General features: G+C 65.7%; 26 protein-coding genes. 13 read left to right on the top strand and 13 right to left on the bottom strand.

The features are described 5' to 3' along the window. The first annotated feature begins 144 nt into the window (after positions 1 to 144). Positions 145 to 336, top strand: coding sequence for a DUF3008 family protein (locus AC1DRP_RS07410; RefSeq protein ID WP_441492280.1), 192 nt, complete (start codon positions 145 to 147; stop codon positions 334 to 336). Positions 337 to 423: 87 nt separating this feature from the next. Here AC1DRP_RS07410 and AC1DRP_RS07405 read toward each other — a convergent pair whose 3' ends face one another. The 3 genes from AC1DRP_RS07405 to AC1DRP_RS07395 all read right to left on the bottom strand — a co-directional run bounded on the left by AC1DRP_RS07405 (position 424) and on the right by AC1DRP_RS07395 (position 1,339). Next, complete coding sequence (locus AC1DRP_RS07405) at positions 424 to 696, bottom strand: hypothetical protein (protein WP_441506825.1); 273 nt, start codon at positions 694 to 696, stop codon at positions 424 to 426. 101 nt (positions 697 to 797) lie between these two features. Then, positions 798 to 1,010 carry a hypothetical protein gene (locus tag AC1DRP_RS07400; RefSeq protein WP_441506826.1) on the bottom strand — a complete coding sequence of 71 codons (213 nt, stop codon included), beginning with the start codon at positions 1,008 to 1,010 and terminating at the stop codon, positions 798 to 800. Positions 1,011 to 1,078: 68 nt separating this feature from the next. Then, positions 1,079 to 1,339 carry a hypothetical protein gene (locus AC1DRP_RS07395; RefSeq protein ID WP_441506827.1) on the bottom strand — a complete coding sequence of 87 codons (261 nt, stop codon included), beginning with the start codon at positions 1,337 to 1,339 and terminating at the stop codon, positions 1,079 to 1,081. A gap of 131 nt (positions 1,340 to 1,470) precedes the next feature. Here AC1DRP_RS07395 and AC1DRP_RS07390 point away from each other — a divergent pair, with 131 nt between their 5' ends. Continuing rightward, positions 1,471 to 2,799: a PQQ-dependent sugar dehydrogenase gene (locus AC1DRP_RS07390; protein ID WP_476768211.1), complete on the top strand. Its 1,329-nt coding sequence runs from the start codon at positions 1,471 to 1,473 to the stop codon at positions 2,797 to 2,799. Between the two features lie 94 nt (positions 2,800 to 2,893). Here the strand turns inward: AC1DRP_RS07390 and AC1DRP_RS07385 are convergent, their stop codons facing one another. After that, positions 2,894 to 3,322 carry a DUF1236 domain-containing protein gene (locus AC1DRP_RS07385; protein WP_441492275.1) on the bottom strand — a complete coding sequence of 143 codons (429 nt, stop codon included), beginning with the start codon at positions 3,320 to 3,322 and terminating at the stop codon, positions 2,894 to 2,896. A gap of 270 nt (positions 3,323 to 3,592) precedes the next feature. On the opposite strand from AC1DRP_RS07385, the gene AC1DRP_RS07380 reads away from it, so the two are divergent. Then, positions 3,593 to 4,069: a hypothetical protein gene (locus AC1DRP_RS07380; RefSeq protein WP_441492274.1), complete on the top strand. Its 477-nt coding sequence runs from the start codon at positions 3,593 to 3,595 to the stop codon at positions 4,067 to 4,069. 124 nt (positions 4,070 to 4,193) lie between these two features. Here AC1DRP_RS07380 and map read toward each other — a convergent pair whose 3' ends face one another. Together map and AC1DRP_RS07370 are read right to left on the bottom strand one after the other, a co-directional pair. Beyond that, entirely contained in the window at positions 4,194 to 4,994 is an 801-nt protein-coding gene (gene map / locus AC1DRP_RS07375) for a type I methionyl aminopeptidase (protein ID WP_441506829.1), read from the bottom strand. After that, positions 4,991 to 5,203 carry a ParD-like family protein gene (locus AC1DRP_RS07370; RefSeq protein WP_441492272.1) on the bottom strand — a complete coding sequence of 71 codons (213 nt, stop codon included), beginning with the start codon at positions 5,201 to 5,203 and terminating at the stop codon, positions 4,991 to 4,993. Before AC1DRP_RS07370 ends, map begins: the two co-directional genes overlap by 4 nt. Positions 5,204 to 5,501: 298 nt before the next feature. Between AC1DRP_RS07370 and AC1DRP_RS07365 the strand changes: the two genes are divergently transcribed. Continuing rightward, positions 5,502 to 5,744, top strand: coding sequence for a hypothetical protein (locus AC1DRP_RS07365; protein WP_441492271.1), 243 nt, complete (start codon positions 5,502 to 5,504; stop codon positions 5,742 to 5,744). 481 nt (positions 5,745 to 6,225) lie between these two features. Here the strand turns inward: AC1DRP_RS07365 and AC1DRP_RS07360 are convergent, their stop codons facing one another. The 4 genes from AC1DRP_RS07360 to AC1DRP_RS07345 form a co-directional block, all read right to left on the bottom strand. Then, positions 6,226 to 6,882: a DUF1345 domain-containing protein gene (locus tag AC1DRP_RS07360; protein WP_441506830.1), complete on the bottom strand. Its 657-nt coding sequence runs from the start codon at positions 6,880 to 6,882 to the stop codon at positions 6,226 to 6,228. Between the two features lie 153 nt (positions 6,883 to 7,035). Then, on the bottom strand, positions 7,036 to 8,655 hold the full coding sequence (locus tag AC1DRP_RS07355) for an OpgD/OpgG family glucan biosynthesis protein (RefSeq protein ID WP_476768210.1): 1,620 nt from the start codon (positions 8,653 to 8,655) through the stop codon (positions 7,036 to 7,038). Between the two features lie 156 nt (positions 8,656 to 8,811). After that, entirely contained in the window at positions 8,812 to 9,735 is a 924-nt protein-coding gene (locus AC1DRP_RS07350; protein WP_441506832.1) for a hypothetical protein, read from the bottom strand. A 199-nt stretch (positions 9,736 to 9,934) separates the two neighbouring features. Continuing rightward, positions 9,935 to 10,849: a LysR family transcriptional regulator gene (locus AC1DRP_RS07345; RefSeq protein WP_441506833.1), complete on the bottom strand. Its 915-nt coding sequence runs from the start codon at positions 10,847 to 10,849 to the stop codon at positions 9,935 to 9,937. 133 nt (positions 10,850 to 10,982) lie between these two features. Between AC1DRP_RS07345 and AC1DRP_RS07340 the strand changes: the two genes are divergently transcribed. Together AC1DRP_RS07340 and AC1DRP_RS07335 are read left to right on the top strand one after the other, a co-directional pair. Then, positions 10,983 to 11,963: an MBL fold metallo-hydrolase gene (locus tag AC1DRP_RS07340; RefSeq protein ID WP_441506834.1), complete on the top strand. Its 981-nt coding sequence runs from the start codon at positions 10,983 to 10,985 to the stop codon at positions 11,961 to 11,963. 70 nt (positions 11,964 to 12,033) lie between these two features. After that, positions 12,034 to 12,678, top strand: a complete 645-nt coding sequence (locus AC1DRP_RS07335; protein ID WP_476768209.1) for a pyridoxamine 5'-phosphate oxidase family protein — start codon at positions 12,034 to 12,036, stop codon at positions 12,676 to 12,678. Positions 12,679 to 12,757: 79 nt separating this feature from the next. Here AC1DRP_RS07335 and AC1DRP_RS07330 read toward each other — a convergent pair whose 3' ends face one another. The 3 genes from AC1DRP_RS07330 to AC1DRP_RS07320 form a co-directional block, all read right to left on the bottom strand. Then, on the bottom strand, positions 12,758 to 13,186 hold the full coding sequence (locus AC1DRP_RS07330; protein ID WP_441492268.1) for a VOC family protein: 429 nt from the start codon (positions 13,184 to 13,186) through the stop codon (positions 12,758 to 12,760). A 212-nt stretch (positions 13,187 to 13,398) separates the two neighbouring features. Further along, the gene (locus tag AC1DRP_RS07325) at positions 13,399 to 13,872 is read right to left on the bottom strand and encodes a YidB family protein (RefSeq protein ID WP_441506837.1); all 474 of its coding nucleotides are present in this window, start codon (positions 13,870 to 13,872) and stop codon (positions 13,399 to 13,401) included. A gap of 24 nt (positions 13,873 to 13,896) precedes the next feature. Beyond that, complete coding sequence (locus AC1DRP_RS07320) at positions 13,897 to 14,157, bottom strand: GlsB/YeaQ/YmgE family stress response membrane protein (protein ID WP_441506838.1); 261 nt, start codon at positions 14,155 to 14,157, stop codon at positions 13,897 to 13,899. Positions 14,158 to 14,353: 196 nt separating this feature from the next. On the opposite strand from AC1DRP_RS07320, the gene AC1DRP_RS07315 reads away from it, so the two are divergent. The 7 genes from AC1DRP_RS07315 (at position 14,354) to AC1DRP_RS07285 (ending at position 24,667) form a co-directional block, all read left to right on the top strand. Further along, entirely contained in the window at positions 14,354 to 14,572 is a 219-nt protein-coding gene (locus tag AC1DRP_RS07315; RefSeq protein ID WP_476768208.1) for a hypothetical protein, read from the top strand. An 18-nt stretch (positions 14,573 to 14,590) separates the two neighbouring features. Next, the gene (locus tag AC1DRP_RS07310) at positions 14,591 to 15,502 is read left to right on the top strand and encodes an NAD(P)/FAD-dependent oxidoreductase (protein ID WP_476768207.1); all 912 of its coding nucleotides are present in this window, start codon (positions 14,591 to 14,593) and stop codon (positions 15,500 to 15,502) included. A 280-nt stretch (positions 15,503 to 15,782) separates the two neighbouring features. Then, complete coding sequence (gene bcsN / locus AC1DRP_RS07305) at positions 15,783 to 16,781, top strand: cellulose biosynthesis protein BcsN (RefSeq protein ID WP_476768206.1); 999 nt, start codon at positions 15,783 to 15,785, stop codon at positions 16,779 to 16,781. 26 nt (positions 16,782 to 16,807) lie between these two features. Further along, the gene (gene bcsA, locus AC1DRP_RS07300; protein WP_441506842.1) at positions 16,808 to 18,994 is read left to right on the top strand and encodes a UDP-forming cellulose synthase catalytic subunit; all 2,187 of its coding nucleotides are present in this window, start codon (positions 16,808 to 16,810) and stop codon (positions 18,992 to 18,994) included. Next, entirely contained in the window at positions 18,991 to 21,468 is a 2,478-nt protein-coding gene (locus AC1DRP_RS07295) for a cellulose biosynthesis cyclic di-GMP-binding regulatory protein BcsB (protein ID WP_441506843.1), read from the top strand. Before bcsA ends, AC1DRP_RS07295 begins: the two co-directional genes overlap by 4 nt. Further along, positions 21,465 to 22,484, top strand: a complete 1,020-nt coding sequence (locus AC1DRP_RS07290) for a family 8 glycosyl hydrolase (RefSeq protein ID WP_476768205.1) — start codon at positions 21,465 to 21,467, stop codon at positions 22,482 to 22,484. Before AC1DRP_RS07295 ends, AC1DRP_RS07290 begins: the two co-directional genes overlap by 4 nt. Continuing rightward, positions 22,475 to 24,667: a hypothetical protein gene (locus AC1DRP_RS07285; protein ID WP_476768204.1), complete on the top strand. Its 2,193-nt coding sequence runs from the start codon at positions 22,475 to 22,477 to the stop codon at positions 24,665 to 24,667. Before AC1DRP_RS07290 ends, AC1DRP_RS07285 begins: the two co-directional genes overlap by 10 nt. The last annotated feature ends 116 nt before the right edge of the window (positions 24,668 to 24,783 follow it).

The following is a 24,783-nucleotide window of genomic DNA, read 5'->3' as shown; positions in this document are numbered from 1 at the left end:
TGCCGGGATAACCCGCAGCGTCAGCAGTTGTTCCCGCCATGTCTCCTGCGGGCGCGCCAGAGCCCCAGCATCGCTGAACCGGCCGGGAACGCAGACGCGGCCCGGCAGTTGATCTCGGTCCGACCTTTCAAAGGAGGCGCAATCATGCCGGCGAAATCCAAAGCCCAGCAGAAGGCCGCGGGAGCGGCGCTCGCCGCCAAGCGCGGCGAGATCAAAACCAGCGAGCTGAAGGGCGCGTCGAAGTCGATGGCGAAGTCGATGACCGAAGAGGAGCTGCACGACATGGCTTCGACCAAGCGCAAGGGCAAACCCGAGCACGTGTCCAAGGCGCACTGAACCTCGCCCTGGCGCCCGGCTGATCGCATGCCGATGGCCGCCTGGCGTGAATGCGGGGGATGGTCGAGCGAGCACTGCCGCCCGCGGTCAGCGGCTGTCAACCGGGGGCGTTGTGCTTCGTGGGAGCCTTGGCGCGTTCGCCGCGGTGGCGTCGAATTGCTGAACGGCCCGCTCCGCGAGCTGGCCGGCTCCGCCGGCATCCCAGAGCCCGACCACGATATAGCCGAGGCGTTCCCGTTGGATGGACGTTCTCTGTCGATCGATCTCGCCGCGTGCGTCGATCTGGCCCCACGCGGTCTCGAACGCCGCTACGATGACGGCGACCTCTTCTGGCGTGGCGACAATCGAGCGGAACGGCATCGACCTTCCCCTCGACGAGAAGTGAGCGCTTCGCCCCCTCAAATGCAAGTGCAAAAACTGACGCGGGCTCCGCCTCCTTGAATGGCGGGGCGCCGGCGGCCTCAGCGGGACCGCGCGGGTGCCCGCTTGGCGCTCCGTCCGCGCCGGTCCATGGCGAGCTTGGCCAGCACGCAGCCGAACACCGCGATCATCAGGGGCGGTGTCCGCAACCGTGCGATCAGGAACCCGAGCGGAACGGCAAACTGCCTGGGGTACTTTCCTTCTGCAATGTCGCGAGCCAGCCATAACCCGACGAGATGAACGAGGGCGCGCATGCGTCTTCCCTTCTGCAAACCATGAGACGACCGCACCAGGACAGTCTCGCCCTGTGCGTTGAACGGCGTTACTGCCGCCGCTGACGGGGCGCACCCGGCTTCGCCGGGCTCTGGACGGCAATCGGATCGCTCGTCGGAAATGTCTCCTTCAGCGCCTTGTCGAGTTGCTGATCTGCTGTGACTTCGCGCCCAGCCTTGCGTTGCGCGTGTTGCTCCTTACGGAGGCTTTCAATCGCCGGGTTCGTGTCTGGGCGCATCGCTCGTCTCCATTTCCGTGTCATCACCGACAGGCGTCCAGGGGTAACGTCGCGCGGTTTGATCCGTTCCACCGCGATCTCAGTCGAGGACGCGGCCCGGGGCCGTCGCGAACCAAGCCATCGCGAACAAAGTGACGGGGTTTGACGTTCACCCCATGATGCGGGCGGGCAGTGCTTCCCGCAGCCAGGGAGGAGAACCGCATATGGCGATCAAGCGCCCCGTCATGCTCATCGCCAGCGTCGCGGCCTCGGCGCTCATGCTCGCCGCTTGCGACAGTCGCTCCACCCTGCCCGAGGAGGCCGGCTACGGCCCCAACCCGACTTTGCCCGAGCCCAGGACGACATGGTTTCCGACCGTGAAGATCGCCGATGCGATCGGTTGGAAGCTGGGGGAGAAGCCGACCACGCCCAGCGGCGGCCAGGTGAGCACATTCGCCAGCGGGTTGCAGCATCCGCGCTGGCTCTACGAACTCCCCAATGGCGATGTGCTCGTGGCCGAAAGCGACGCGCCACCGAAGCCGGCGGAGAAGAGCGGCGGCATCCGCGGCTGGGTGCAGGGCGTCTTCATGAAGAAGGCCGGATCGCAGACGCTCAGCGCGAACCGGATCATGCTGCTGCGGGACAGTGACGGCGACGGCGTCGCCGAGACGAAGAGCGTCTTCCTGGAGAACCTCAACTCGCCATTCGGCATGGCCCTGATCGGCGACCAGCTCTACATCGCCAATGCCGATGCGCTTGTCCGCGTCCCCTACCGGCAAGGCGAAACCAGAAGCGCGGGCGCAGCCGTGAAGGTCGCCGACCTGCCTGCCGGCCGGAACCACCATTGGACGAAGAGCCTGACCGCCAGCGCGGACGGCTCGAAGCTCTATGTCGGCGTCGGCTCGAACTCCAATGTCGCCGAGAACGGCATGGCCGAGGAGGAGCGGCGCGCGGCCGTGCTCGAGATCGACCCGGCGACGGGAGCGACGCAGCTCTTTGCGACGGGGTTGCGCAACCCTGTCGGGATCGACTGGAACCCCGTGACCCGGGAACTCTGGGTGGCGGTCAACGAGCGCGACGAGATCGGCGACGATCTGGTGCCGGACTACATGACCTCGGTGAAGCGCGGCGGCTTCTATGGCTGGCCCTACAGCTATTATGGCCAGCATCTCGACAGGCGCGTCGAGCCCCAGAAGCCGGAACTGGTCGCCAAGGCGATCAAGCCAGATTACGCGCTGGGTTCACATACCGCCTCCCTCGGGCTGGGCTTCGTGCCGCCGGGCCGCCTCGGGCCGCGCTATCAGGGCGGCGCCTTCATCGGCCAGCACGGTTCATGGAACCGCTCGCGCCCGGTCGGCTACCGCGTGATCTTCGTCCCCTTCAGTGAGGGCAAGCCAGCCGGGATGCCGCAGGAGATCCTCACCGGGTTCCTGAACGAGAAGGGCGAGGCACGGGGGCGTCCCGTCGGCGTGCTGGTCGACCGGCGGGGCGGCCTGCTGGTCGCCGACGATGTCGGCAATACGGTCTGGCGGGTTGCCCTGCCGGGAGGTTGATTGCGACAGGGACGAGGGCCGCCTGCCCAGGTCGAGCTTCAGTCACAAGGAAAGGCCCGCCATCGATGGCGGGCCTTTCCCGTCTATCTGCCGATCATTCGATGATCTGTACGATCCTGCGGGTCTTCGGCTCGACCAGCACCGTCTGATCGTTCACGACGGTGTAGCGATACTGGGTCTTGCCGAAACGCTCCGGGACCTCTCGATAGGTGACGGTTTGGGGAAGCGTCGCTCCGACGACGACCTTCTCGCGATAGGCCACCGACGGCACCTTCTGCTCCGTCACATAAGTGCGGAACTCGGAGCGCCGGTCGGCCGCGATGCCGCCGACGATCGCCCCCGCCGCAGCGCCACCGACAGCCCCGACGGCCGCTCCGGCCGGCCCGCCGACAATGGCTCCACCAACGGCTCCGGTTCCCGCGCCGGCAGCGGCGCCACCGGCCGCACCAGCATTGGGTTGCTGCGCCGACACGGCCATAGGCAAGGCAACCAGCGCAGCCACAAGGACAATCTTCCTGATCATAGTCGATCTCCTGTTAGCCCCCGGCCGATGAAGGGAACAATCTGTTAAGCCATTGGTTCCATGAACAATTATTCAGGAACGGGGTTTTCGACCGGGGAATCTCGGGCGGTCTTGCGGCGGGGTAGCGGCAGGGTTGGCGCTGCTTTCCTGCGGTGGCGGGCCACAAAGGTCGTCCTGCCTTAAGGTTACGATCATGCCGTGATTGAGTATCGGCCAGCAGGCGCATTACGTTGAGGCTGGCTATCGTGAAACGAGCGCCCGGGAACGACAATGATCTCGCTGACACTGTCTGACGGATCTCAGGTTCAGGTGCTGGCGCGCCGGGTCGCCCGGATCAGGCGGGCTGTTCCCGGTGATGGCGACCCGTTGGCCAAGACCCGCATCGACTGCGTCGATGTGCTGCTGGTGATCGAGCTGCCGGACTATGTCGCCGCTGTGGTCGGTGAGAAGCTGCCGACACTCGCCGAGCTTGCGCTGCCGGACGGATCGCCGGTCTGGTTCGACGCCGAGAAAGCATCGGGCCCGCTTCCACTCGATTCCAGACACCAGGGGGATGGAATCCTGTCCTCGCTTCACATCAGCGGCAAGCGGCAGTTCGTCGGCAATTCCCATGAAGACGTCGCCGAGGTGATCTCCTGCGCCGGCGGCGCCGCGCTCCCGATCCCGAGGGCGCGCCTGTTCGGCAAGGCGATMGATCTCGTTCACTCCTTGCGCGACATCCGATCCCAGGAGAGAGAATGGGACTAGGCGCAAGGGGACCTGAACCGCGAGCGACCGCGGATCCCAGCATGATGCGGCAGGCGATCCGACCGATCCGCCTTCGACGACCAGATCAGATCACGCAGGACGGCGCTTCCGCGGCGCTGCCGGATCAGCCGACCGCCGCCAGCGCACGCCGCTTCATTGGCCCTGCGCCTTGTTCGTCGGGACGGAGCGTCAGAACCGAGACGCCGGACGCCGTCACGGCAACGGTGTGCTCGAACTGAGCCGACAGCGAGCCGTCTCTCGTCACGACAGTCCAGCCGTCAGCCTCTGTCTTCACGCTCCCCCGGCCGCGGTTGAGCATCGGCTCGATCGTGAAAACCATGCCCTCGCGGAGGGCGAGGCCGGTTCCTGGCTTTCCGAAATGCAAGACCTGCGGCTCCTCGTGCATCTCCCGGCCGATGCCGTGACCGCAATACTCGCGCACCACCGAATAACCGCTCCGCTTGGCATGTCGCTCGATCGCCCAGCCGATATCTCCGAGCCGCGCACCCGGCCGAACCGCCTTGATGCCCATCCACATCGCTTCGTAGGTGGTCTGGACCAGCCTCCTGGCGGCTGGTTTCACCTCGCCGACGAGATAGGTTTTGCTGGAATCCGCGATATAGCCGTTCTTCTCGAGCGTGATGTCGAAATTGACGATGTCCCCGTCCCGAAGCACGGTCGATTGCGATGGAACACCGTGGCAAACGACATCGTTCACCGAAGCATTCAACACAAAATCATAGCCATACTGGCCCTTGCTCGCAGGTCGGGCCTGGAGATCGTGGACGATGAAGTGCTCGACCAGTTCATTGACCTGAAGTGTCGACAGGCCGGCGAGCGCGGTTCGATCCAGCATCCCGAACACGGAGGCCAGTAACCTCCCGGATTCGGCCAGCAATGCCAGCTCGCGAGGCTGCTTTGTCATGCGTCAGTCTCGGCGAGCGGCTGAGCCTTGACGCCTGCGGCATTCAGCTCGCGCTCGATGATCTCAGTGAAGCTGAGCCCCGGATTGGTCTCGCAGAGCATGCCGAGCTTGATCCAGTAGGCAGCCTGCGCATTGATCGACCGAAACGATACCTTGCTCGCCCGGCGCAGCTGATCGTGCAGGTCGTCATCGATGTTCACGATGCCCATCGGAGTCTCCATATACGTTTCATATATGGATCGTATATATGTCGAGGATATGAAAGCCAAGGGGCGGCATCGCAAGCGCCCGGTGCGAGCCGCCTGACACTGGTCCCGAGAATGCATGGCCTATCGTACAGCGTGGCATGACCGCCGCCAGGCAGGCCGTCTGGAAGGTCCCGCGCCCAAATATCAGGATCGACTTTGGTCGGATGACGCATCCGACGAGTTGTGAGACCCTCAGCGTCACCGATGGCCTCAGTATGGATTCATAATTCTCCTTCAGCCGAACGGGGCGGGACAAGAGGTGACGATCAATCCTTGGCTCATGGCGGAACAGTTCGAGTCCGTGAACTGCACGGTTGCTGTCTGGACGGGTGAGAGTCCCACGGCAACCTTCACCGGCATACGCGCGGCTGCGCGCTATGCAAACGCAGCCTTTCTGGGTGGCGCAATCGTGGAGATCATCATCGATCACACCAATGGTTGCGCCATCATCATCCGGGATGACGACCTGATCGCGCTGCTCGAATACGCTGCCTTCAACTAGGGCAGCCGCGGCGGATACGGGAGAGTTGTCGCCAGGGTATCTCGCTCTGGATCGGCCCTCACTTCTGCGCGCTCCAGCGACCAACGCTTGAGGCAGCCGTCGCTCGCGTCTTTGCGCAAAGCACATCATTCAGAAAAAAATGCCGGCCAGCGCAGCGGCCAAGGCCGCGCCGACCGGCTTGCCCGCGATGGGAGGGGAAAGCGAGCAATGCGAGATTAGCGCGCTTCATGACCAAGAGAACAGCAACCAATGCAATATCGCCATGCGTTCATTATTTCAAAATTAGAAGCAATTCTGAGATTGCCGCTACGACACCGAGATGTAATCGACCGCCTGTCTACTTGGAAAACCGCCTCCCGCGGCGCCCCTCCCCCAACCGTTCTTGACCATCAGGCCGCCCCTTCCATTGCGGCGGTCCGATTGACCGTCATGCTGCGGGGAATGCGCCATGGGCACTCCGGAGAGCCAGCCCGGACCGGCCTCAGGACCCCGACAGCAGCGAGGCGCCGACATTGATGCCGAAGGCCAGGATAGTGGTGTTGAAGAAGAACGAGAGGATGGAATGGGCGAGCACGATCGTCCTGACCTCGCGTGTGGTGACGCCGACATCCGATGTCTGCGACGTGCAACCGATCGTGTAGGAGAAATAAAGGAAATCGACATAGTCGGGCTCGCCCTTGCCCGGAAAATCCAGGCCGCCCTCGGCACCGTCATCGCTGTAGAAATCATGGGCGTAGTGCAGCGAGAAGAAGGCATGCACCAGCGCCCATGAGCTGAGGATGGTCACGGCGCCCAGTGCCAGGTGCAGTGTCTTTTCGTCGGGCGGCACGGTCTTCAGGCCGGCGAGCTGAATGCCGATGGCCGCGACGCTCGCGGCGGCCGCCAGGCAGGCGATGATCAGGATGGCGAGCGCGCCTTCATCCTGCTCGGCGGCACGCGCCCTGATCTGCTCGACGGTCTCGCCGAAGATCATCGTCGTCAGCAGGCCGAGATAGAGGATTGCGCCCGCGTCCCACGCCACCAGAAGCCGCGTCACCCAGCCCCAGTCGCGCGGCAGCACGATCGTCAGCAACATCACCGCCACCAGCGCAATCAGAAGGCGGGGCCGAATGAGCAGGGATTGTGGGAGGAGCTTCATCGGATCTCACGCCTGCAGGCCAATGACCCTGTCCAGGACGGAGCGATGCCGGTCAGATCATCGGGCGGGATAGCGCATCCAGACCGATGATCCAGCCCCTCATGTTTGCGCCGGCTTTCCAAAGAACCGCAATCCACATTTCGGGCAGAAGCTCTAATCCCGAGTGACCACATGGCCTGGCGCATCTCGGACAGCAGGGGCAGGAACCGACCAAGACTGCGTCCACGTCTCGGAGAGGGTGCGGTTTCGCGACTTGAGATAGACGCGCAAGTCGGCAGTTTGCCCTACTGGCAAGGTCGCGTCGAGGATGACACGAAAGCCTTTCGCGGCGGGATTGGCGGCGATGATGGTATGGGCGATCGAACCGGCGGTCGTCGAGGCGACGACCTCGACACGCTTGGGGTCGCTCACGAAATACGCCAGATCGCCATCGCCAAAATCGATGATGAACCGCTGCTTGCCCATTCCGTCGGCATCGGGCTCCCGGATGTCCCAACCGCTGAAGCTGTTGCGGACCTGCGCCATGGCATGGAGCTCGTTGGTCGTCGACAAGGCGGTGATCCGATAGGTGAACTCACTGGCCTTGCCGATGTCGAGCGGCCGCGCCGGCGTCCAGCACGCCACGATATTGTCGAATGCCTCGTTGTTGGTCGGTATCTCGATCAGGTCGACCCGGCCCTCGCCCCAGTCACCGATGGGTTCGACCCAATATCCCGGACGTGCGTGATAATGCGCTTCCAGGTCCTGGTAATGTCCATATTCGCGGTCGCGCTGCATCAGGCCGAAGCCTCGCGGATCGCGGTCGCCAAAACTGGAGATCCGCAGGCTCGCGGGATTGCGGATCGGCCGCCAGATCCATTCTCCGGAGCCGTTCTGCATCAACAGCCCATCGGAATCGTGAATTTCGGGCCGGAAATCGGTTCGGTGTCCAAGGTCGCCTTCACCCGCAAGGAACATCGAGGTCAGCGGCGCGATGCCGATGCGCGGGATCTCCACGCGCGGCACGAGGGTAGCCGTGACCGACATCGCAGTCGTACGGCCAGGCGAAACGACATAGCGGAACGCGCCCGCCACGGACGGGGAATCCAGCAGGGCGTAGATCACCAGATCGAGGCTGTCTGCCCTCGGCTCTTCCAGCCAAAGCGCACGGAAAAAGGGAAACTCCTCAGGCTGCTTGCCGCCGACGTCGATCGCAAGCGAGCGCGCGGAAAGCCCGTAACGGTGGCCCCGCCCGATCAGCCTGAAATAGCTCGCCCCCAGAAACGAAATCACCTCATCCTGGATTTTGGGATCGTTGAGGGTGGTCGTCACCGCAAACCCGGCAAACCCGAGCGACGGCGAAAGCTGCTTGGGCACCGGCACCTTGCCGTATTCGAACAGGCTCGTCGTGAACGGGATCGGGATGGCGTTGCCCTCCTTCACCACATGCAACTGCACCGGCTTGTCGTGCAGAAAGCCGAGATGGAACGGGAGCAGGCGGAAATCGGAACCGCTCTCCTGCCACAAGGCCTTTTCCCGCCGGAAACGGATCTCGCGATAGCTGTCATAGGTCAGCTTCGACAACTCCGACGGGATTGTCAGGCCACCGGAATCGAAGGGCCGCTCGCCCAGAATGCGCGCCTGCGCGACGACGTCGTCGAAACCAAAACGGGCAGCCCCTGGTTGGGGCGCTGGTGCGGCAAGCGAAGGCTGCCCTCTCGCAAGCAAGGCGGTTGCGATCAGCGTCGCGAGAGCGGAGCGGCGGGTGTGGAAATGGCTTTCGCCTGAATTCATGAGTGTTCGGCTCGACGGTGATTGGGTAGGAGCCTAACCCCGGCCTGCCTCCTTATGTTCCGCAGGTCCAATGAACGAGGGCGTGCAATCTCCTGAACGATGTCCGCTTGGCCTGGCCCTGACGACCCAGGCAAGCGGAATGCCATAACGCATTGCCTATACAGGCTTCTCTTCCTGCCTTCCCTGCATCTGCCGCTGCCTGCGTGTCGCCTGTGCGCGCTCAAGCGATCTCGCCTTTCGTCGGGCGTCCCGTAACTCCTCGATGGTCGGCTGCCACCAGCCCCGGGCAAGCTCCGCCCCACTCGCTGGCTGCCGCGCCGGCCATGTCCGCACCAGCTCGTCATGGCCGGGCCTGCGCCAGCTTGCCCAGACGAAATCGCCGGTCGCGCCGGCACTCCAGAGGTAATGCTGGTGCAGGCTTTCCTCGTCGACCAGCTCCCCCGTGACCTCGGTGAAGACGAGCGCGCCGGCATGAGACATCAATGGGCGGTCGCCGGGCGGGAGCTGATCGGCAAGGACCGGATAGCGATGGCGCTGCCGCTCCCTGGATTTCGCGCGCAACGCGTGGTGCTCTGCCGAGCCCTTCAACTCGTCTCGCCGCCGCTTCCGCTCGACCGGCTCGGCGCGGCGGGCKGCCTCCTCGATCGCCGGCCAACGGCGCCGCAGTTCCTCCAGCGAGCGATAGGGAATGCGCCAGAGCCTTTCCTCGCCGTCCCACCAGGCCCAGAGCACGGCGCGCAATTCCGCGACGACGGTCCTGGAATAGGGCGTACGGACCATCAGATCCTCTGCCGGGACGAGATAGTCGCTCACGATCGGATCGAATGCGAAGGCGTCCCTGCCGCGCGCATCGGCATGCGCGAGCACGCCGGAAAGTTCCCGCTGCAGCCAGCGATCGAGCCGCCTTTCGGCCGTGCTCCCTGGCACGAACCAGGCACGGCGATCATCGCGCCAGCGCGCCCGGGGAAAGGCCGCGCGGAAGCGCTCGACCAGCGCCGTGTCATAGGGAAAAGACGCGGTCGCCCCAGCCCTGTCCTCGCCGGCCGGTTCGACGGTGATGCTCTCTAGCGGGGATGGCATCGTCGATCCGCCCTTGTCCTCGAGCAGACGCCTGGCGCGTTCACTCGACCTTCAAACCTGCACCGGRCCCTGGCGCCGCACCAGAGCCTGTCGCTCACCCGCCCGAACGGTTCCCGACCGCTGGATACCAGCTCGGCGCTGGAGGCAACGTCGACCGATGCGACATTGTTCAATCGGAGGGGGCCAGCTCCGAGCCCTCTCACTCCGCACAGACCGGAAGATCAGCGAGCCGGGCGCGAAGACGCGGGGCGGCCCAATCCAGGAACGCGCGGGCCTTGACGGGCAACTGCCCCTGGGCAGCATAGACGAGCTGGACCGGGATCGGCTCCGGCGCGAAGGCTTCGAGCAACGGCACGAGCGCGCCTGAGCGCAACTCGTCGACGATTTGATAGGACAGCACCCGGGCCACACCGAGACCGGCCACGGCGGCCTCGACCGCCGCTTCCGTCGAGTTGACGGCGAGCCGCGTGCGCGGCTCCACCGAGAGCGCTTCTGTGTCACCACGGTAGCGCCATTCCGGGGAGGTCGAGAAGCCTTTGAACGTGATGCCGTCATGCGCGCGCAGGTCCTCGGGGACGGCGGGACGACCGTGGCGAGCCAGATAGCCCGGGCTGGCACATATCACGCGCCTGACCTCGCCGACGCGCGTCCCCATCAGGCTGCTGTCCGCGAGATGACCCAGCCGCACGCCGATATCCAGATGCTCCTCCAGCAGATTGACATGGCGGTCGATCAGGAACAGACGCAGGTCGATCCTTGCATATTCAGCCAGGAATTCGGCCGCGACGGGGAGCACGTGGCGCCGCCCGAGGACGACGGGCGCCGTGACGGAGAGTTCGCCGCGCGGTTCGCTGTATTCGCCTGCTGCCGCCCGTTCCGCCTCCTCGACCTGTTCCAGGATTCGCCTGGACGCGGCGACATAGTCGCGGCCCGCATCCGTCAGCGCGACCCGCCGGCTGGTGCGGACGAGAAGACGGGTTCCAAGGTGCTGTTCGAGATCGGCCACCTTCCGGCTGACCGTGGTGAGCGGCGAGCGCAGACGGCGCGCTCCAGCCGAGAGGCTGCCCTCCTCGACGACGGCGAGAAGTACCGACATCGCGTCGAAGCGATCCATTCCATCCTCCCGAATTTCGGGAGGAAACGTCCCGATTTCTCTGAATAGCTCAGTTTCAATGAAGGCTCTAGCATCCTCTTCAATCCCGCGAGGGGCGCGCCTGACGGCTGCCCTCGCAGCTTAGGAGACTTCAATGACCGCCTTATCCCGCCGGGCCTTCTCCCTCTCCGTCCCCGCCCTTGCCCTCCCCGCCCTGGCCGCAGCGTCCGGTCTGTCCGTCGGCGGCGCGCTGGCGCAGGCGCAGCCGATCGCCTCCAGGGCCGGCCCGCCTCTGGCGCGGATCTCGATCGGTCGGTTCACGGTGACCGCGCTGACCGACGGCTTTGCCGACATGCCATTCTCCTATTTCGTGGGCCGGCTGCCCCAGGAGATCGAAGCGGCGGCGGCGGCGCAGTTCGCAGCCCGCCCCAGCGGCATCCGCCTGATGTTCACCCAGTACCTGATCGAGGACGGCGAGCGGCGAATCCTGATCGATACAGGGCCGGCCGGCTTGCTTGGGGAGAGCGGAAAGCTGCCCTCCGCCCTGGAGGCCGTCGGGGTCGGACCCGAGAGCATCGACGCGGTCATCGTGACCCATATGCATCGTGACCATATCGGCGGCCTGGTCGCGGGCGGGCGCCGGAATTTCCCGAACGCCGAGATTCATGTCGACAGACGCGAGATCGCCCACTGGACCGATCCGGCCAAGCGCTCGACGGCGCCTGGCTTCCTGAAGAGCAGCTTCGATGCATCGGCGGAGTTCATCCGCCTCTATCCGAAGCTGCAAGCGATCGATGGCGAGCGCAGCATCACGCGCGGCGTCTCGATCGTCGACCTGACGGGCCACACGCCCGGACATATCGGGGTGCGCGTCGAGGATGGCGGCAAGAGCCTGCTCATGGTCTCGGACATGCTCTTCCATCCCTCCCTCCATCCGGCCGCCACCGATATCGGCTTCGTCTTCGAGCAGGATCCGGCGGCGGCCCGCGCGATGCGCGCCCGCTTCTTCCCGCGCGCGGCCGAGGAGAAGGCATTGATCGCCGCAACACACATGCCATTCCCGGGGCTTGGCCACATCGTGTCCGATGGCGGCCGGCTGCGCTGGCTTGCCGCAGAATGGGCCCAGCAGGGGTGAATGGCCTTGCTGCGCTCGACGCAATTCCTCCGGGCCGGCGGCTGCGCCGGTTCGGATATCGGAGGCTCGCATGCTTCACAAATATCTCGAGATCGCTTCGACCCCGGCCGTCAAGAATGCGCGCCAGCACTACGGCAGCGCGGGTCAATATGCCAGGATCGACGGAACGCTCGATCCTGGAGCAGCACCCCGAAACCACCTGCTTGGCCCGGATGAGGAGGCGTTCATCGCCCGGCGCGGCGAGTTCTATCTCGCCTCTGTTTCGGAAACGGGCTGGCCCTATGTCCAGTTCCGCGGCGGACCGATCGGCTTTCTGAAGGTTCTCGGTAGCAAGACCCTTGGCTTCGCTGATTATCGCGGAAACAGGCAATACATCACCACGGGCAATGTCGCCGGGAACGACAGGGTCTCGCTCTTCCTTATGGATTATGCCCAGCAGCGGCGCCTGAAGATCTTTGGGCATATGCATGTCGTCGACGTGACCCTCGACACCGCACTGGCGGCCAGGCTGGCGGTTCCCGGCTACGACGCCCGTGTCGAACGGGCTGTCACGATCACGATCGAGGCCTTCGACTGGAATTGTCCGCAGCACATCACCCCGCGCTTCAGCGAGGCCGAGCTCGCGGAATGGCTGGAGCCGGTCAAAGCCAGATTGGCGTTCCTCGAAGACGAGAACCGCAGACTGAAGAATCGCCTGGAGCAAGGTGCGGCATGATGCGTCGGCCGTGGCTCGGAAAGGCCCCGACGCGCCCATCCTGCCGCCCATGCCGCGGGTGGCACCACCTGCCGATCACTCAGAACGTGATCTTGACCGATGGAGCGCTGCGTTCGGCCTCGCCATGGAAGACGGCCTCGATATTGTTGCCGGCGGGATCGAGCAGGAAGGCGGCGTAATAGCCGGGATGATAGGGGCGCTCGCCCGGCGCGCCGTTATCCCTGCCGCCGCTGTCGAGGCCAGCCTTGTAGAAGGCGTCGACCATGGCGCGGTTCCTGGCCTGGAAGGCGATATGGTGCCGGCCCGTGAGCTCGCCCTGCGCCGCCTTGCTCTGCGCGCTCGAGACGAAGAGTTCGTCCACCCAGAAATAATCCTCGGCCGTCCCGCCGATCGGAATGTGAAGTTCGCGGAAGATGCCCTCGTAGAAGCGGCGGCAGGCGCCGAGGTCCGCGACAACGAGCTGGATATGATCGATCAGCCGGCCGCGATGTAGTTCCTGGGTTTCCATCTGTTCCTTCCGATTGCGCATCAACTCAGGCGAGACAGTGTGGTTCCAGGCCGTGACGAGATCTGGCAGTACCCGATCTGGCAGTACCCGATCTGGCAGTACCTGGCAGCCTCGAGAAACCCTGCCCCGACGACGAACCGGCTCCCGATGACGGGAGCCGGTCGCTGGACGTGTCGACGGTCACCGGCTCTGCCGGTCATGCAGGGGCGGGATCAGGCCCCGGCGGCGGGGAGCCTGCCGTCGGGCGTATAGCGATCCACGGCGTCAGGCAGTTGCCGGGACAGCCGGGACAGCAGCTCGTCACGGGACAGGCCCGTCTGGCGTTCGAGCTTGGCCAGGACATCGGGTCCGATCACCTGTTCCAGATCCGGCGGCGCAACATCCTGATTGGCACCCTGGCGCACCCAGGAATCGGCCTTCTCGCCCTGGCCTGCCTGTTTGAAGCGATCGATCAGCTCGCCCAGACCTCCGTTCAGGAAGCCGCCGATCCCGCCTGCGCCCAATGTGCCGCCGAGATTGCCGAGCACGGAATCCGCGCCTTTCGGGATATCGCCGGCCGGTGCACCGGTTGGGGTCGGCTGGTTGGCCTGGCCGAGCCACTCGGCGATCTTGTCGCGATTCTGGTAGCCTGCGAGGGCAACGAGGCCCAGCAGTGCCGTCATCGACGGAAAGCCCTTTTCGCTCATGAGGTCGCTCCTTGCGCTTGGGTGTCAGACGCTGTGTCGGCGGTTTGAGAAGAAGGCCCAGACCATCAGGACGATGATGGCGCCGACGACCGCCCCGATCAGGCCCGCGCCTTCCCCCGGGCGGTACCAATGAAGGGCCTGTCCCAGATAGGTCGCCACGAAGGCGCCGACGATTCCGAGAATGGCCGTCAGGACGAAGCCGGTCGGCTCGTTCGACCCAGGGGTCAGGAATTTGGCGATCACGCCGGCGAGAAAGCCGATGACGATGGTCCACACAATGCTCACGATGTCCTCCCGCAATCGCTAGGCCACATCCGAATCCGCATCAGCGGGCTCGATCGATGCGCAAGCGCATCTCCTGAACCGGCGATCGGCAAGTAGGTTCCCTTACGGCCCCGTCAGCCCAGGCGAGGCTGCCCCGCGTCGGCCGGGAACGAATTCACTGCCCGCTCCGTTTGATCCCTGGGATAGTCCGGAGTTCATGATGAAGCTGATCGCATCGGCCCAACTCGTCCATGCCTTTTCCGCGCGGGTTCAGCTCATCGGGTGGCTCCAGGCGTCACATTCCCGAGATCAATCGATCCTTATGGAGGAACTGACGGTCAACGGGGCGTTGCGGCGAGATGCCGATGTGACGTCCTCCCGAGACCGCCCGTGCCGCGCAAGCCTCTCCGCCCTGCCGTTCGCAAGCGTCGCCTGATCAAGCCGAGGGCCCCTCATGTCAGACCAGCTCGATTGCCTCGTGATCGGCGGCGGCCCCGCGGGCCTGACGGCGGCGATCTATCTTGCGCGCTTTCATCTCAGCGTCACCGTCATGGACGCGGGCCATGGCCGCGCGCTGCAGATCCCCTGCACCCATAATCATGCCGGCTTTCCCGAAGGCATTTCCGGTCGCGAGCTGCTCTCGCGGATGCGGTCGCAGGCAATCCGGTACGGCACCTGGATTGTCGATCGCCACGTCGAGGCGCTGACCCACGACGGTTCCGGCTTCGGGGCGCACGGGCGGGACGTCGACATCAAGGCGCGCTCGGTTTTGCTCGCCACCGGCGTCACGAACCGTCGCCCCCCGATTGCCGACGCGCTCCATGCCGAGGCGCTCATGCTGGGCCGCCTGCGCTACTGTCCGGTTTGCGACGGCTACGAGGTCACCGGGCAGAACGTCGCGGTCATCGGCTCCGATGCCGGCGCTGCGAATGAATGCGAATTCCTGCGGTCGTATACGGCGCGGGTCAGCCTTGTCCTCGATGGAACCGAGGGCCTTGCCGCCCCCCTGAATGAGCGTCTCGCGGGTCTCGGGGTTCGCATCATCGGCGGACCCGCGCAGGACTTCCGGCTGGAGGAGGATGGCCTGAGCCTGTCTTCGGCCGCGGGGCGGCTGCGCTTCGACACCGTCTATCCCGCCCTTGGCTCGGTCGTTCATTCCGACCTCGCGACCGCATTGGGCGCGGCCGTGACGGATGATGGCTGCATCCAGGTCGATCGCCACCAGCGCACCAGCATCGCGGGATTATACGCGGCCGGCGATGTCGTGATCGGTCTCGACCAGATCAGTCATGCCATGGGTCAGGCCGGCGTGGCCGCGACCGCGATCCGCAACGATCTCGCCGCATCCCGTCCGCAGCTGCGCTAGTCATGGCGGCAAGCCCCCTCCCTTCTGCGACGCCGGCGACAAGGATATTCCAGATCATCCGCTTCGCCGGCTTTCAATCCGGAACAGAGAAGGCCTGCCGAGTGTCGAGGCAGTCCCCGGCGACCATCGCAAAGATTATGGGGGATGAGAACGCCAGTATTCCAAATTCTCCCACTGCGCTCGCTCGACAGGGGTTGGTGCCGGTGCCGGAATTGTCTGTACTGGCAGGTATGATTCGATCGAGGGCCAAAGACTGGCCGCATCAGCCTGCGGTAAGAACGTGTTAATCTTTGTTAATCAATGGTTCCGACATGTCGATCGCTCCAAGACACCGGCCTGCGTGCCGATGAGCGTGTCCGGCCTGCGTCCGGCGCTCGGCCCGGCTCGCGGCCAGACCAGGGGGCGGCTCGCAACCCTTGCCGCCGCGGCCTTGCTGGGTGCGATGGCGGCAGGCTGCGGTGAGCAGAGGCTGACGGATGCCGAACTGTCGTTTGCAACACGCTCCATCGCCGTCGACCCGAGCCGCGCCCTCATCGTGCTGCCGCCGGGCGGGCCAGCGGTCGTGAACGTCACGCAGCGCAGCTACGAAAATGCCGTGTCCCAGACCGTTACGCTCGCCACGCGAGGCCGGACGCCGGGCGAGAATGCGATCTATGCCRCCTTCCTGACGGCGGCGGATGTTCCCGATACGAATGGTGTGGAAGGCAGGCTCCTCTCGCTTCCGAGCATCGAGGATTTCGCGATCGCGCGCGAGATGGAGGAGCGGCTTCCGGGCGTCGCCATGGTGCCGTCGGCCGCCTATGTGCAGAACCGCTACGGCCCGTTCGGCTATGCCTTTGGCCGCGGCCCCGGGGGCGATGGCTGTCTTTACGCCTGGCAGCGCGTCGCAAGCGATGACAGCCTTTTCCGCCCCAGATCGGGCGTGATCTCCGTGCGCCTGCGGATCTGTGCGCCGGGAGCGTCGGAAGCCGCCTTGCTGCGCCTCGCCTATGGGTTTTCCGTCAACGCCTCGCTCAGGCGCGCAGGCTGGAACCCGATCGGGGATGCGCCATCGCCGTCCCCCGATCTCGGCGAGGCCGGCGCGCCGATCTATCCCCTGCCCCAGGCATCCATGCCCCAGGCATTCCTGCCTGATGCGGTCGAGCGGCCACCTCCGGTTGCCCGCCCGAAACGTCCGCAGCCGGCCCGTACCGAGGTGAGAGACCCTGTCCCGGACAGGCCTTTGCCGGACCGACCCCTGGAAGGATACCCGACCGTTCCGCCGCCCTTGTCGCCTTGACCGCAACCAGGATCACCTGAAGACCGATGCGAACAACGATCTACGTCATCGTCTGGGCTGTGATCGCCGCCTTGGTCGTGGTGCTGATCACCTTGCCGATCAGCCTGCAGGCGCATCTGATCGCGGGGGCGATCGTGGTCACGGCGATGATCGCGCTGAAGTTCCTGCGGCCTGACGGCGTCTGGCGGCTGATCGCGCTGGGATTGGGAACGGCGATCGTGCTGCGCTACATCTATTGGCGCACGACGAGCACCTTGCCGCCGGCGAACCAGATCGAGGACTTCATCCCGGCGATGATCCTCTATCTCGCCGAGTTCTATAATATCGGCATGCTGTTTCTCAGCCTGTTCGTGGTCGCGCTGCCCTTGCCGCCGCGCAAGACACCGCCGGTCGACCTGGAGAATGCGCCCACCGTCGACGTCTTCGTGCCGACCTATAACGAAGAGGCGGACCTGCTGGCGACGACGCTCGCGGCTGCGCTCGCGATGGATTACCCGGCCGATCGCCTGAAGGTCTTTCTCCTCGACGATGGCGGAACCGACGAGAAGTGCAACGCGGATAATTTCGTGGCCGCCAACGCCGCCAAGGAGCGCCGGGGGACGCTGCAAAAGCTATGCGAGGGCCTCGGCGTCACCTATCTGACGCGCGAGCGCAATATCAGCGCCAAGGCCGGTAACCTCAACAACGGTATCGCTCACTCCGAAGGCGAGTTGATCGTCGTCTTCGATGCCGATCATGCGCCCGCACGGTCCTTCCTCGCGGAGACCGTGGGCTTTTTCGGCCAGGACCCGAAGCTGTTCCTGGTGCAGACGCCGCATTTCTTCATCAATCCCGACCCGCTGGAGCGCAATCTCCAGACCTTCAAATACATGCCGTCCGAGAACGAGATGTTCTACGGCATCATCCAGCGCGGTCTCGACAAATGGGACGCCTCGTTCTTCTGCGGTTCGGCTGCGGTGCTGCGCCGCCAGGCACTCAAGACCACCAATGGCTTCGCTGGACGTAGCATCACGGAAGACGCCGAGACGGCGATCACCCTGCACGCCACCGGCTGGCACAGCGTCTATGTCGACAAGCCGCTGATCGCCGGGCTGCAGCCGGCGACCTTTGCGAGCTTCATCGGGCAGCGCTCGCGCTGGGCGCAGGGCATGATGCAGATCCTGATCTATCATCGCCCGCTGTTCAAAACCGGTCTCTCGCTGCCGCAGCGGCTCTGCTACTGCTCCTCGGCGCTGTTCTGGCTGTTTCCCTTCGCGCGCTGGATCTTCCTGATCTCGCCTCTGTTCTACCTGTTCTTCGGATTGCAGATCTTCACGGCATCGGGGGCGGAGTTCTTCGCCTATATCCTGAGCTATATGGTCGTGAACCTGATGATGCAGAACTATCTCTATGGCCGCTATCGCTGGCCATGGATCTCGGAACTCTACGAGTTCATCCAGTCGGTCTACCTGCTGCCTGCGGTCGTCTCGGTCCTCATCAATCCGGGCAAGCCGACCTTCAAGGTCACGGCCAAGAACGAATCTCTGGAAACCCGTCGCGTCTCCGAGCTGGGGCTGCCGTTCTTCATCATTTTCGGCGTCCTGGCGCTCGGTGTCGTCGCGACCTATTGGCGGATCATCACCGAGCCCTACAATGCCGACACGACGGTGGTCGTCGGCCTCTGGAACCTGCTCAACCTGCTGATGGCGGGCTGCGCGCTCGGCGTCGTCTCCGAGCGGCCGGAGGGGCGCGCGGCCCGGCGCTTCGCAGTGCGGCGACGCGGCGAGATCACCATCGACGGGCAGACCGCGCCGATCGTCACCGAGAACGCCTCCGTCGACGGCGTCGGCATCCGCGTTCTGTCCCATGTTTTCGACAAGCTGCCTGTCGGCAGCGAGGCGCTCATTTCTTTCGAGACCACGATCAACATGCCGGCCGGCACGCTGCCGGTGCGTGTGATGCGCCTGGCGCCTGACGACAAGGGTTTGCTGATGGGCTGCCGCTACGCCCCGAGCGAAGCCCTGCACAGCCGCATGATCGCCGATCTCGCCTTTTCCGACGCCGAGCGTTGGACCCTGTTCCAGAAGGCGCGGCGCCAGAACATGGGGGTCGTCTACGGCACGATCCGCTTCCTGCGGATCGCGATCTTCCAGACGAGCCGCGGCTTGTCTTATTTCTTCGGCCTTTACCGCCTGACACGCTCTTCGGCGACACCGGCGAGGCCAGCGGAATGAGGCTGCAGCCATTCTCCCTGATGGCCGCCATGGCCCTGCCGCTGTTCTGCGGCGCCAGCATGGCCCAGGACGGGCGCGTGCAGCCAGCCCCGGCCGAGCCGGCCCCGTTCATGATCGCGCCTCCGGAGCAGCCGCCGGCCGCAAAGCCCCCCGTGGCACCGGCTGCACCTGCTGCTGAGCCCCCTGCCCCGAGCCAGCCGCCGAAGTCCGCGACGGCAGCGACTGCGCCCGTCCCCTTTGCGTTCAAGCCGTTGCTTCCTGCCGCCCGCGTCACCCTGGAAGGCGAGAGCGACAGCCGCAACTGGGCTTTCTTCCTGACGCAGGACGAAGCCGCTGCCGATCTGAACCTGGACGTGGCATTCCAGAATGCCCTCGTCGTGATGCCGGAAGCCTCGCGGTTGACCGTGCGGATCAATGGCGAGCGCGTCATCGAGCAGCCGATTGCATCGTCGGACCGGCTGGCGCGGCTCTCGGTCGCGATCCGCAAGGCGCTTTTGCGCGCAGGCGAGAATACGATCGGTTTCGAGGTCGTGCAGCGCCACCGCACGGATTGCACCCTGGCATCCACCTATGAACTCTGGACGCGCATCGACGGTGCCGGCACGCGACTGAGCTTTCGCAGCCCCGATGCCGCGCAGCTGCGTTTGCGAGGCATCGACGATCTGCCGTCGATCGGCGGGGACGAAAGCGGCCAGACGACGATCAACATCGTGGCGCCCAGCGCGTCGCGGGCGATCGCGGGCAACACCATTCTCGCCGTAGCCCAGGCCGTGGCCCTGCGCGGGCGCTTCGGGCAGGTCGTGGTGCGGGTTTCCGAACGGCCGCCGGAGCGGCTGCGGCCGGGCTCGCTGACGGTTGTGATCGGGACAGCGAACGAATTGGGCGAGCTACTCGGCTCGATCCCGGAGGAAGCGGCCACCCGCAGCTTCCTCGGCTTCGTCGCCAGTCCGAAGCTGGGTCCGGCCACACTTCTCGTCACGGGCCAGGGCTGGCCGGATATCGAGGCGGTCGTCGCCAAGATCCTGACCGAGCCGGTTTCGAGGCCGACCAATATCAACCGCACAAGCATGGATACGGCGAGCTGGCACACGCCGAACCCACCTTACGTTACGGGCCGGCAGGTGCTGCGCTTCGCCGATCTCGGCGTTCCCACCCAGGAATCGACCGGCCGGCGCATGCGGGTGCGCGCCGTCGTCGCAATGCCCGGCGACTTTTTTGCGAACGCCTACGGTGAGGCCACGCTTCTTCTCGACGGCGCCTATTCCGCGGAGGTCCTGCCCGGCGTCAGCCATATCGAGATCTTCGTCAACGGCAATGTCGCCGCGACCGTGCCGCTCAACACGACGACCGGCGGCCTGTTCCAGCAATTCCCCATCACCGTGCCGATGCGGCATTTCCGGCCGGGGATCAATGAGCTCTGGCTCGAGGCCGTCACGATCGCGAGAACCGATCTGAGCTGCGGGCCCGGCGCGACGCTGCCTGGCAAGAGCCGTTTCGCGCTGTTCGATGCCACCTCGCTGGCCGTTCCGGATTTCGCGAAGATCGGCGTCAAGCCAAACCTCGCCGCCGTTTCCGGCACGGGATTTCCCTACTCGGTGGCGCCGCGCGTGGCCCTGGTCATGGGCCGGCTCGATGCCGCCAATTACGGTGCGGCGGCGACTCTGCTGGCGCGCCTGGCCCAGCGCGCCAGCCGGCCCATCGCGGTCGATCCGCTGGCGAACGCCGCCACCGTGGGAGATCGCCCGGCGCTGATCGTCGGCGCCGTCGGCCAGTTGCCAAGCGGCCTGCTGCCGCGCGTCGGCATCGCCGACACCGTCCGCACCACATGGCCACAGCGCGCCGACGCCGTCGTGGTCTCGCCCGATGCGGATGGCACGGCCGTGTTCGACGCCGTGCTCAACCGTTTCCAGGGCCGCCAGACGACACCGGAAGATTCAGGCGGCGTGCCGCAATCCACGAACGAGATCCGCGACCGGTGGCGGAACTCGCTCGGTGGCCCGCTGGCCCGCTATCTCGTTGCCTTCGACGGCTGGCTGCAGCGCACCTTCGACCTGTCATTTGCCCAATTGCGCACACCGTCGCGCTCGTCTTCGCTCTACGAGCCTGCCGAGGGAACCGACCTGATCGCAGCCCAGGCCGCCGATCCGGATACCCGGCAGGTCTGGACCGCCTTCGTCGCCCGGCGCGAAGAGGCGCTCGAGAGCAGCGTTGCCCGGATCGTGACGCCGGGCAATTGGGCTGCCATGGCCGGCAGGATCACGGCTTTCCGGGGTGGGCAGGAAACACATGTCCTCTCCGCCGACCGCACCTCCTTCTTCATGACGCGGCCCTTCAGCTTGACAAATATGCGCCTCGTCCTCGCCAACTGGATGTCGAGCAATATCGGCACCTACGCGCTGACGCTCCTGGCCGCCTGCATCAGCCTCGGCATCGGCACCGCGTTGATGCTCGGACGGTTGGGGCGGCGCTCATGAGAAAGCTCCTGGCTACATTCTCAGCCACCATGATGCTTCTCACATCGGCCCTGTCTGCCTCCCTCCCCGACGGCGCATGGGAGCTCTACCGGCAAAAATTCGTCACGCCCGAAGGGCGCGTGATCGACGATGCCAATGGCGGGATCAGCCATAGCGAGAGCCAGGGCTATGGCCTGCTGCTCGCCTGTCTCGCGGGCGACCGCAGCAGCTTCGCCAGCATATTCGCGTTCACGCGCACAGAGCTCCTGATCCGCGACGACGGGCTCGCGGCCTGGCGCTGGGACCCCAAGGCGAGCCCCCATGTCACCGACATCAACAATGCCAGCGACGGCGATCTGCTGATCGCCGAGGCCCTTGCCTGCGCCGGCGCGCGCTGGGCCATGCCGGCCTACACGGCGGCGGCGCGCCAGATCGCCCGGTCATTGGCCAAGGTCGCGCTGTTGAAGCGCGGTGGCGAGACCTGGCTGATGCCCGGCGCGGTCGGCTTTTCCGAGAAGGACCGGCCCGACGGGCCCGTGGTCAATCCATCCTACTGGGTGTTCGAGGCGCTGCCGGCGCTCGCGCAGCTCACCGGCGATCAGAGCTGGATGCAGGTGCAGGCGAGCGGCCTGAAACTGCTCGACACGCTTGCCAAGGCGAAGATGCTGGCGCCGGACTGGGTCTCGATCAAGGACACGCCCAGGCCTGCCGACGGCTTCCCGCCCCAGTTCGGCTACAACGCCATCCGCATCCCGCTCTATCTGATGCGGGCGGGGCTGGCCGACAAGGCGCGCATGGAGCCGTTCCGCAAGGCATGGGCCGGCGGGACTGCCGTGATCGACGTCAAGACCGGCAATCCCGTCGAGCCGCTGCCCGACGCCGGCTATCGCATTCTCGCGGCCGCGATGGCCTGCGCGCTCGACAAGACGCCAATCCCGGCGGAATTGAAGACCTTCCAGCCGACGGCCTATTATCCCTCGACCCTGCATCTTCTGTCCCTCTCGATGCTCCGCGAGAGGTATCCGCAATGCATGTGAAATACGCCGTCCTGGCGATCGTCCTCGCGAGTGCCGCGTTCTATGCCTTCGGCCGCCATGGCCGGGAGGTCGATCTGTCGTTGACGCCGCCTGCGGCGATCCGTCAGGCGGCCGCGGCCGGAAGCTCTTCCCCTGACAGCCAGCAACCCGCGCCGGAACTCGCTCAGGCGCAGCCGCCGGCGACCCCGCCCGGCCAACCGGCGCAGCGGCCCCCCGTCGTCGACGAGAGTGCCTTGCGCTATTTCGCATCTCAGGGCGACACGCGGCGCCTGGAGGCCGAGCTTGCCCGGCTGCGCGCCCTCTATCCGGAATGGAAGCCTCCCGCCGACCTGACGTCTCCGGCTCAAACCGGCGATCCCGAGCTCGAGCGGCTTTGGAAGCTCTTCTCGGAAGGCAAGATCGCCGAGGTCCGGGCCGCGATTGCGCAACGCGGCACCAGAGAGCCGAACTGGCGTGCGCCTGTCGATCTCGTCGCCCGGCTCGACGCCGCCGAGGCGGCGCAGCGGCTGGTCAATGCCTCCAATGCGCGGCAATGGGAGCAGGTGATCCGGATCGGCACCGAGACGCCGGCCTTGCTGACCTGCGCGAATGTCGATGCGCTGTGGCGGGTGGCCGAGGCCTTCGTGCAGACCGGCAAGCCCGAGCGGGCGCGGGACGCCTATTCCTATGTGCTGGGCAACTGCAACACCCCGGCAGAACGGATCGGGACGATGCAGAAGGCGCTGGCGACGCTGCCCGATACGCTGACGGACGCGCTTCTGGCGCAGGAGAGGCAGACCGAATTCTCCAGCATCCGTGACGAGATCGCGCGGCGGCGCATCGGGCGGGCTGCCGAGGATACCAAGCTCACCGTATCCGCCGACGACATCCGGCGGGTCGAGGCGCTTGCGAACGCCGCGACGACGCCGGACGATGCCATCCTGCTCGGCTTCTACACGCTGCGCCACAATGATCCGGTCAAGGCGGAGGCGCTGTTCCAGTCCGTCTTGCAGCGCAAGGGCGGAGCCAAGGCGGCGGAAGGCGCGGTGCTCGCGCTGGCCGCCAATCGCAAATATCGCGAGGCCGAGGCGCTGGGTTCGCAATGGCTGGACGCAGGCGCCGCCAACCGCAAGGCCTATCTCGACGCGGTGACGTCGCTGATCACGCAGGAACCGGCTCCGAAGCTGGATCGCGCCGTCGTCGAGCGGATCGCGAAGACCGTTGCGACCGACCGCTACGCGCCAGGCGCGGCCGGTCTCGGTTGGTATGCCTATAATGCCGGCCAGACCTCCCCGGCCGAGACATGGTTCGAAACCGCCCTCTCCTGGGACCGTGGCTATGAGCCGGCCGCCTATGGGCTTGCCCTGGCACGGCAGCGCCTGCGGGACCAGGCCGGCCTGCGCGCGATCGTCAACGACTGGGGCGGCCGCTCCGAACGGATCGCCGCGCTGCTCGATCCGCGCCGCAACCGCGCCTCGCGCGGCCAAGATGCGCATGGCCAGGATGCGCGTGACCAGCAGCAGCRCCGGGATGATGTCGCCGCTCCGGCCGTGCCGGTCATACGCGAGCGAGACCCGATCGAACCCGCACTGAGCCGCCCGGTGCGCTCCCGGGCAGCCCGGCAGACCGTCCAGACCGTCCAGGCCGATAGCGACGCTGAGCCTGTCCGGCGCCGCCAGGCGGCAGCGCCCGCTTCCGGCAGTTGCGGCAATGGCCAGTCGGGCGCGGCAGCATTGCAGCGCGGCTGGTGCCTGCTCAACCTGAAGCGCCCTGCGGCTGCGGCCGAGGCTTTCGAGGCCGCGATGCGCAGCAGCTCGGGCCAGGTCGCGGCCGACGCGGCCATGGGCAAGACCTATGCGAAGCTCCAGCAAGGCCTGACGGCGGAGGCCAATGTCGCGKCGGCGCAGACCAATCCGGCTCCCGCGCAGCGCCGCGAACTCTCGGCGCTGCTGCTCTCCGAGCGGTTCTATGCGCAATATGACAACAAGGACTTCAACGGCGCCCTGGTAACCCTGTCGGAACGTGCCCGTCTTGCTCCCGAAACCACCGACCTGATGATGATGCGCGGCTGGTCCTACTTCCATCTCGGCCGCTACACCGATGCCAGCAGGGTCTTCACGGCGCTCTACAGGAGCAACGGGTCGCCGCAGGCGCTGGCCGGATTGACCGCGATCGGCGATGTGACGCGCCAGAACAGGTACTGATTTCGCGCACGGTCAGTGACTGAGGCCGGGCGAGCACCGCTTCATCTCCCGCGTATGGCCAACCGACAAAGGCGCGAGTCTTTGCCGCGGGAACCGATAGCCGGGCCGATCGTTTG

This window comes from Allobosea sp. 01N443, assembly GCF_056399325.1.
The sequence above is the reverse complement of the archived record's forward strand: the minus strand, read 5'-3'. Positions and strand labels throughout refer to the sequence as shown.